7 protein-coding genes are annotated in these 7,465 nt (G+C 72.0%); 4 read left to right on the top strand and 3 right to left on the bottom strand.

All coding sequences use genetic code 11. The annotated features are described in order from the left end of the window. Window positions 1–181: 181 nt before the first annotated feature. Complete coding sequence (locus AB0M11_RS00715) at window positions 182–937, bottom strand: enoyl-CoA hydratase-related protein (protein WP_365699819.1); 756 nt, start codon at window positions 935–937, stop codon at window positions 182–184. Window positions 938–1,216: 279 nt separating this feature from the next. On the opposite strand from AB0M11_RS00715, the gene AB0M11_RS00710 reads away from it, so the two are divergent. Next, window positions 1,217–1,711 (top strand): ATP-binding protein, encoded by a 495-nt coding sequence (locus AB0M11_RS00710; RefSeq protein ID WP_365699958.1) that lies wholly within the window; start codon window positions 1,217–1,219, stop codon window positions 1,709–1,711. 6 nt (window positions 1,712–1,717) lie between these two features. Here the strand turns inward: AB0M11_RS00710 and idi are convergent, their stop codons facing one another. Then, window positions 1,718–2,311 carry an isopentenyl-diphosphate Delta-isomerase gene (idi, locus tag AB0M11_RS00705; protein WP_365699817.1) on the bottom strand — a complete coding sequence of 198 codons (594 nt, stop codon included), beginning with the start codon at window positions 2,309–2,311 and terminating at the stop codon, window positions 1,718–1,720. A 183-nt stretch (window positions 2,312–2,494) separates the two neighbouring features. Beyond that, entirely contained in the window at window positions 2,495–3,436 is a 942-nt protein-coding gene (locus tag AB0M11_RS00700; RefSeq protein ID WP_365699815.1) for a cation diffusion facilitator family transporter, read from the bottom strand. A 435-nt stretch (window positions 3,437–3,871) separates the two neighbouring features. Here AB0M11_RS00700 and AB0M11_RS00695 point away from each other — a divergent pair, with 435 nt between their 5' ends. The 3 genes from AB0M11_RS00695 to AB0M11_RS00685 are packed head-to-tail and all read left to right on the top strand — an operon-like array spanning window position 3,872 to window position 7,454. Continuing rightward, window positions 3,872–5,647, top strand: a complete 1,776-nt coding sequence (locus tag AB0M11_RS00695; RefSeq protein ID WP_365699813.1) for a DUF5941 domain-containing protein — start codon at window positions 3,872–3,874, stop codon at window positions 5,645–5,647. Continuing rightward, a complete protein-coding gene (locus AB0M11_RS00690) occupies window positions 5,644–6,405 on the top strand; it encodes a phosphocholine cytidylyltransferase family protein (protein WP_365699811.1) in 762 nt (253 codons plus the stop codon). Before AB0M11_RS00695 ends, AB0M11_RS00690 begins: the two co-directional genes overlap by 4 nt. Beyond that, window positions 6,393–7,454 carry an iron-containing alcohol dehydrogenase family protein gene (locus AB0M11_RS00685; RefSeq protein ID WP_365699809.1) on the top strand — a complete coding sequence of 354 codons (1,062 nt, stop codon included), beginning with the start codon at window positions 6,393–6,395 and terminating at the stop codon, window positions 7,452–7,454. Before AB0M11_RS00690 ends, AB0M11_RS00685 begins: the two co-directional genes overlap by 13 nt. The last annotated feature ends 11 nt before the right edge of the window (window positions 7,455–7,465 follow it).

The raw sequence follows: 7,465 nt of genomic DNA, 5'->3' as shown, positions 1-7,465 counted from the left end.
TGCCGATGCGGCCGATGCGCCGATGAGGCCTACGCGCCGCCGCGGCCGATGCGCCGATGCGGCCGATGCGGCCGGAACAAGCGGGTGGCGGCCCACGCACCGACGGTGCCGTGCAGGAGCAGGGCGCGCCGCCGAGCCGGTGCCGTCGGTGCCGTCGGTCCGTTCCGTCCGGGCTGCCGGTTCACCCGTGGCCGGGAACGGTCCACGTGAACCGCGGCCGGCGCCGCTCCAGGAACGCGGCGACGCCCTCCGCTGTGTCGTCGCCGTCGCGCGCCTGCTCCGCCCAGTACGCGTCCCGGTCCGTGCGGCCGCCTGCGAACTCCTTCGCGGCGGCCTGCGTCAGCTGCGAGCGTTCGGTCAGGATCCGGGTGAACTCGGCTACCCGCTTGTCCAGTTCGCCCTCCGGCAGCACCTCGTCGACCAGACCGGTGCGCAGCGCCCGCTGCGCGTCGATCAACTCGCCGGAGAAGAGCAGGTACTTGGTGGTGGCCGGGCCGACGAGGGACACCAGGCGGCGGGTGGAGGTGGCCGGGTAGACGATGCCGAGTTTCGCCGGTGTCACCCCGAAGAGCGCGCCCTCCTCGGCGAACCGCAGGTCGCAGGCGGCGGCCAGCTGGGAACCGCCCCCGACGCAGTGGCCCCGCACCGCGGCGAGGGTCGGCTTGGGGAACGCCGCAAGGGCCTCCTCGGCGGCGACGGCGAGAGCCTGGGCCTCGGCGGGGGAGTCCCGGAGCGTGGAGATGTCGGCACCGGCGCAGAAGGTGCCGCCCTCGCCGGTGAGGACGAGCACGCGTACGGCGGGGTCGGCGGCGAGGCCGTCGAGGAGGGGCGGAAGGGCGCGCCACATCTGCGCGGTCATGGCGTTCCGTTTGGCCGCGTTGCCGATGACTACGGTGGCGACGGCGTTGCTGACCCGGTGGTCGAGGCGGGGCTCCATGGTGCGGGATGGTATCCGCGCCGAATGAGGCGGGATTCCGCAGGCGTCAGGGGAGCCGTCGCTCCCCCGCCCGGAAAGTTCTCATACCCGTACAACCCGAATAGTTCGCGAAGTCGGCATCGAGGAGGGCAAGAGTCGCCCCACAACTGACCTTGTCATACCCCAACGGTCAGATCCGTTCGATAGTTGCTGACTTGTGTTCAGTCCTTGGGTGCGGAGCGGGTCGTTACCAACACTCGACGTGTGGTGACAATCGAGCGCGAGGGTGGCGACCGGACGATGGAGAACCACGGGCGCGGGCACGACCCGCGTCCAGAGCCGGGCGGCGCTACGCCGCCGGATCCGCTGCCGTACGAAGGAGTGTGGCGGTTCACCGCCGCCGCCGTGGACGCCTCGGTCCCGCAGGCGCGGCGTGCCGTACGGGACCTGCTCCAGCGCCAGGGCGTCCCGGTTTCGGAGGACCTGGTGCACGGGCTGCTGCTGATCGTCTCCGAGCTGGTCACCAACGCGGTCAAGCACGCGGCGCTGCTGTCGCCGGTGCTCGCCGTCGAGGTGGCCGTCGGTGCCGAGTGGGTGCGGGTGTCGGTGGAGGACAACCACCCCTACCGCCCGACCGCCCTGGAGGCCGACCACGGGCAGACCGGCGGCCGGGGACTGCTGCTGGTGCGGGAGGTGGCCCGGGAGGCGGGCGGGGTCGTGGACGTGGAGCACACGTCGAGCGGCGGCAAGGTGATCTGGGCCGCCCTGCCGCTCAAACCCGCGACGCTGCTCTGAGGGGGCTCACCAGCCGGCGGACGGGCCCGTCAGCTCCCGGATGGCGGGGCGGGCCGCGTCCAGCACCGTCATGAACCACGCCGAGAACGGCTCCTGGGCGTGCCGCTCGGCCAGATCGGCGGCCGTCACGAAGACGGTGGCCTCGACCTCCGTGGTGTCCGGCGCGAGCGGCGCCTGGACCATGCCCACGAAGAGGTGGTTGAACTCCTGCTCGACCAGGCCGGAGGCCGGATCCGGGTGGTTGTAGCGGACCGTGCCCGCCTCGGCGAGCAGCGAGGGGGAGACGCCCAGCTCCTCGTAGGTCCGCCGGGCCGCCGCCGCGAAGGGCGCCTCGCCGGGGTAGGGGTGGCCGCAGCAGGTGTTCGACCACACACCGGGGGAGTGGTACTTGCCCAGCGCCCGCTGCTGGAGCAGCAGCCTGCCGTGCTCGTCGAAGAGGAAGACGGAGAACGCCCGGTGCAACTGCCCGGGGGGCTGATGCGCGGCCAGCTTCTCCGCGGTGCCGATGGTCACACCCTTCTCGTCGACGAGTTCAAGGAAAATCGCGTCTGCGGTCCCTTCCGACGTGCTCTGCGTCGCGCTGGCAGGTGTGATCGGCATACCCATCCTTCGCCTCGGTCCTCGCACCAAGTCTGCCGTACGAATCCGACACTCCCGGCACTTCCCGGCGCGGGCACGCCGGAAGAGGGACCCGGTAGTTGATCGTGCCCTACGGGTCCGCGAGGGAACCGTCCGGGGGCCTCGAACACCAGGACGCCGGGGGAGGGGAAGCGCTCGCCGGCGTCAGTGGCAGAGCCGGGCCTCGTGCTCCGCGTGCCCGCCCGGCTCCAGCTGGAAGGTGCAGTGCTCCACGTCGAAGTGGTGGCCCAGACAGCCCTGGAGTTCGTGCAGCATCTTCTCGTGCCCGATGGCGCTGAGCACGTCCGAGCGGACCACCACGTGCGCGGAGAGCACCGGCATCCCCGAGGTGATCGTCCAGGCGTGCAGGTCGTGCACGTCCTCCACTCCGTCCAGCGCCAGGATGTGCGCCCGCACCTCCGCCATGTCGACGTTCCGCGGCGCTGCCTCCAGCAGGACGTCCAGGGTCTCGCGCAGCAGTTTCAGCGTCCTCGGCACGATCATCAGGCCGATGACGAGCGAGGCGACCGGGTCGGCCGCCTGCCAGCCGGTGGTCAGGATCACCACGGCCGAGATCAGCACCGCCAGCGAGCCCAGCGCGTCGGCCGCCACCTCCAGGAAGGCGGCGCGCACGTTCAGGCTGTCCTGCTGGCCGCGGACCAGCAGCGTGAGCGAGATCATGTTGGCGACCAGGCCGATCAGACCGAACACGATCATCTGGCCGCCGTGGGTGTCCGCGGGCGTGACGAACCGCTGGACCGCCTCGTACAGCACATAGCCGCCGACCACGAGCAGCAGCAGGCAGTTCGCCAGGGCGGCGAGGATCTCGGCGCGGGCCAGGCCGAAGGTGCGATGGGTGCTCGGCGGCCGGTTGGCGAAGTGGATCGCCAGCAGGGCCATGCCGAGGCCCAGCCCGTCGGTCGCCATGTGGGCCGCGTCCGCGATCAGCGCGAGCGAGTCGGCCAGCAGGCCGCCGGCGATCTCGACCACCATCACCCCGAGGGTGATGGCGAGCGCCACCCGCAGCCGCCCGCGGTACGCCGCCGCGGCCGTGCCGGTGGGCGGCGCGTGGCCGTGCCCGTGCCCGTGGTCGTGTCCTGCCCCCATGGGATGCGCCTCCTGTGTCCTGCCCGAGCTCACAGTGAACTACGGGTGGGGGGTATCCGGCAACGCGGCACTGAACACCGTTGTCATCTGCCCTGACCTGCGGAAACGAACCCCAGGTCAGGGCAGCCTCAGTTGCCTTGCGGGACCGGCTGCGCGGCAGCGGCGGCCGTCCGTGCCGGGAAGGGGCGTCATGGATCCCTGTCCTCGATGTCCGTTCTGCGGGCGCGGTTTGTGGGCCGGGGCCCGGATCACGGATGATGATCGCGGCAACGGCCGGGGCAGAGCGGGCCGACCGTGCCGTGAACGGCCGGTGAACAAGCGGTCCTCACCATCCGCTAACCTCTGCCGAATGCCGTCAGGGGGCCGCCAGGCACGCCCCGCCCCACCACGCAGCAGACCGGCGCGCGTACGCCGGCACCCAGGGAGTGAGTTCGGTTGTCGACCGCCATCGTCACCGGTCCGCCGGTGCCCGGATCGTCACTGGAGAGCGATCTGCGGGCGCTCGGCTTCGAGGTGCGGGCGGCGTCGGACACCGCCGGGACCGAGGCGCTGCTCGCGGCCGTACCCGCCGACCGGCGCGTCGCTGTCGTCGACGCCCGCTTCGTCGGCCATGTGCACGCCCTGCGGCTCGGCCTCACCGACCCCCGCTTCCCGCTCGCCGCGATCCCCGGCGCCGTCACCGCCCAGCCCGCCGGCCGTCCGGCCCTGAGCCGGGCGCTGGCCCGGGAGGCCGCCGCGGGCGGCAGCACCGACCTGGCCGTCGACCACCTCGTCACCGCCCTGGACGCCGACGTCCACCGCCCCGAGCTGGGCAGTCTGGTCGCCGCCGTCCCCGCCGACCCCCAGGCCCGCAACGAGGCGCGGCAGGCCGTGGCCGCCGTCGACGACGAGGCCGTACGCCTGAAGTCGGCCGTGAAGTCCCGGGACGGCTTCTTCACCACCTTCTTCATCAGCCCCTACTCCCGGTACCTCGCCCGCTGGTGCGCCCGGCGCGGACTGACCCCCAACCAGGTCACCACCGCCTCCCTGCTGACCGCCCTGATCGCGGCGAGCTGCGCGGCCACCGGCACCCGGATCGGCTTCGTCGCCGCCGGCGCCCTGCTGATCTGCTCGTTCGTCCTGGACTGCACCGACGGGCAGCTCGCCCGCTACTCCCTGCAGTACTCCACGCTCGGCGCCTGGCTGGACGCCACCTTCGACCGGGCCAAGGAGTACGCCTACTACGCGGGTCTCGCCCTGGGCGCCGCGCGCGGCGGCGGCCACGACGACGTATGGGCCCTCGCGCTCGGCGCGATGATCCTGCAGACCTGCCGGCACGTGGTCGACTTCTCCTTCAACGAGGCCAACCACGACGCCACCGCCAACACCAGCCCCACCGCCGCCCTCTCCGGCAGGCTCGACAGCGTCGGCTGGACGGTCTGGGTGCGCCGGATGATAGTCCTGCCCATCGGCGAACGATGGGCACTGATAGCCGTCCTCACGGCGGCCACCACCCCGCGGATCACCTTCTGCGTGCTGCTGGCCGGCTGCGCCTTCGCCGCCACCTACACCACGGCCGGGCGGGTGCTGCGGTCGCTGACCCGGAAGGCGAGGAGAACCGACCGGGCGGCGAGGGCGCTGGCCGACCTGGCCGACAACGGCCCCCTCGCCGGATCCGTGTCCCGCGTCGGCGGGCGCACCCCGCTCGGCCATCCGCTCGTCCTGGCCCTCGCCGGCGTGGCGGTTCTCACCGGCTCCCTCCTCGCCGGTCCCACCTGGGCCCCGGTCGCGGGCGCCCTCGTCTACGCCGCCGCCTCCGGCCGGGCCCTGGCCGGCCCCCTCAAGGGCGCCCTCGACTGGCTGGTCCCGCCCCTCTTCCGTGCCGCCGAGTACGGCACCGTGCTCGTCCTCGCAAGTAAAGCCGGGGTAAACGGAGCCCTTCCTGCGGCTTTCGGCCTGGTGGCCGCCGTCGCCTACCATCACTACGACACGGTGTACCGCATCCGCGGCGACGCCGGAGCACCGCCGGCCTGGCTTGTCCGCGCCATCGGGGGGCAGGAGGGACGGACGCTGCTCGTCACCGTCCTGGCCGCGGTGCTCACCGCCGCGCAGTTCAAGGTCGCGCTCACGGTGCTCGCCGTGGCCGTGGCCGGGCTGGTGCTCGTCGAGAGCATCCGCTTCTGGGTGTCCGCAGGGGCACCCGCCGTACACGATGAAGGAGAACCCGCATGATCGGCCTCGTGCTGGCGGCCGGCGCCGGACGGCGTCTGCGCCCCTACACCGACAGCCTGCCCAAGGCGCTGGTGCCGGTGCGAACCGCTGGGCCGACGGACATAGGGGACTCGATCACGGTGCTCGACCTGACTCTCGGCAACTTCGCCGAGATCGGCCTGACCGAGGTCGCGATCATCGTCGGCTACCGCAAGGAGGCCGTCTACGAGCGCAAGGCGGCCCTGGAGCGGAAGTACGGCCTCACGCTCACCCTCATCGACAACGACAAGGCCGAGGAGTGGAACAACGCCTACTCCCTGTGGTGCGGCCGGGACGCCCTCAAGGACGGCGTGATCCTCGCCAACGGCGACACCGTGCACCCGGTCTCGGTCGAGAAGACGCTGCTCGCCGCCCGCGGTGACGGCAAGAAGATCATCCTCGCGCTCGACACCGTGAAGTCCCTCGCCGACGAGGAGATGAAGGTCGTCGTCGACCCCGACCGCGGCATGACGAGGATCACCAAGCTGATGGACCCCGCCGAGGCCACCGGCGAGTACATCGGCGTCACCCTCATCGAGGGCGACGCGGCCCCCGAACTGGCCGACGCGCTGAAGACGGTCTGGGAGAGCGACCCGCAGCAGTTCTACGAGCACGGCTACCAGGAACTGGTCAACCGCGGCTTCCGGATCGACGTGGCGCCCATCGGCGACGTCCGGTGGGTGGAGATCGACAACCACGACGATCTCGCCAGGGGACGGGAGATCGCGTGCCAGTACTGACCCGGCTGATCCCGTCGCCGGTCGTCGTGGACATCCGCCCGGGTGCCCTCGACGACCTCGCGGGCGTGCTCGCCGACGAGCGCATCTCGCACTCGGGGCGGCTCGCCGTCGCGGTCAGCGGCGGCTCCGGCTCGAAGCTGCGCGAGCGCGTCGCACCGAGCCTGCCCGGCGCCACCTGGTACGAGGTCGGCGGCGGCACCCTCGACGACGCGATCCGGCTGGCCGGCGACATCAAGGCCGGCCACTACGACGCGGTCGTCGGGCTCGGCGGCGGCAAGATCATCGACTGCGCCAAGTTCGCGGCCGCCCGGGTCGGGCTTCCGCTGGTCGCCGTGCCGACGAACCTCGCCCACGACGGCCTGTGCTCGCCGGTCGCCACCCTCGACAACGACGCGGGCCGCGGCTCCTACGGCGTGCCGAACCCGATCGCCGTCGTCATCGACCTCGACGTCATCCGCGAGGCGCCGGCGCGCTTCGTGCGCTCCGGCATCGGTGACGCCGTCTCCAACATCTCGGCGATCGCGGACTGGGAGCTGTCCCACCGCGTCAACGGCGAGAAGATCGACGGTCTGGCGGCCGCCATGGCCCGGCAGGCCGGCGAGGCGGTGCTGCGCCACCCCGGCGGCATCGGCGAGAACGACTTCCTCCAGGTCCTCGCCGAGGCCCTGGTGCTCAGCGGTATCGCCATGTCGGTGTCGGGCGACTCCCGCCCGTCCTCCGGCGCCTGCCACGAGATCAACCACGCTTTCGACCTGCTCTACCCGAGGCGCGCCGCCAGCCACGGCGAGCAGTGCGGGCTCGGCGCGGCCTTCGCGATGTACCTGCGCGGAGCCCACGAGCAGTCCGTGTACATGGCCGACGTGCTGCGCCGGCACGGCCTGCCCGTGCTGCCGGAGGAGATCGGCTTCACCGCGGACGAGTTCGTCCGGGTCGTGGAGTTCGCTCCGGAGACCAGACCCGGCCGCTACACCATCCTCGAACACCTCGACCTCAAGACCCACCAGATCAAGGACTTCTACGTCGACTATGTCAAGGCCATCGGTAGCTGAACTCCGTCCGG

Origin of the sequence: Streptomyces sp. NPDC051987, from assembly GCF_040680735.1 — a bacterium.
In the GTDB taxonomy this organism is placed as follows: Bacteria; Actinomycetota; Actinomycetes; order Streptomycetales; family Streptomycetaceae; genus Streptomyces.
This window is presented reverse-complemented; position numbering and strand designations above follow the sequence as displayed.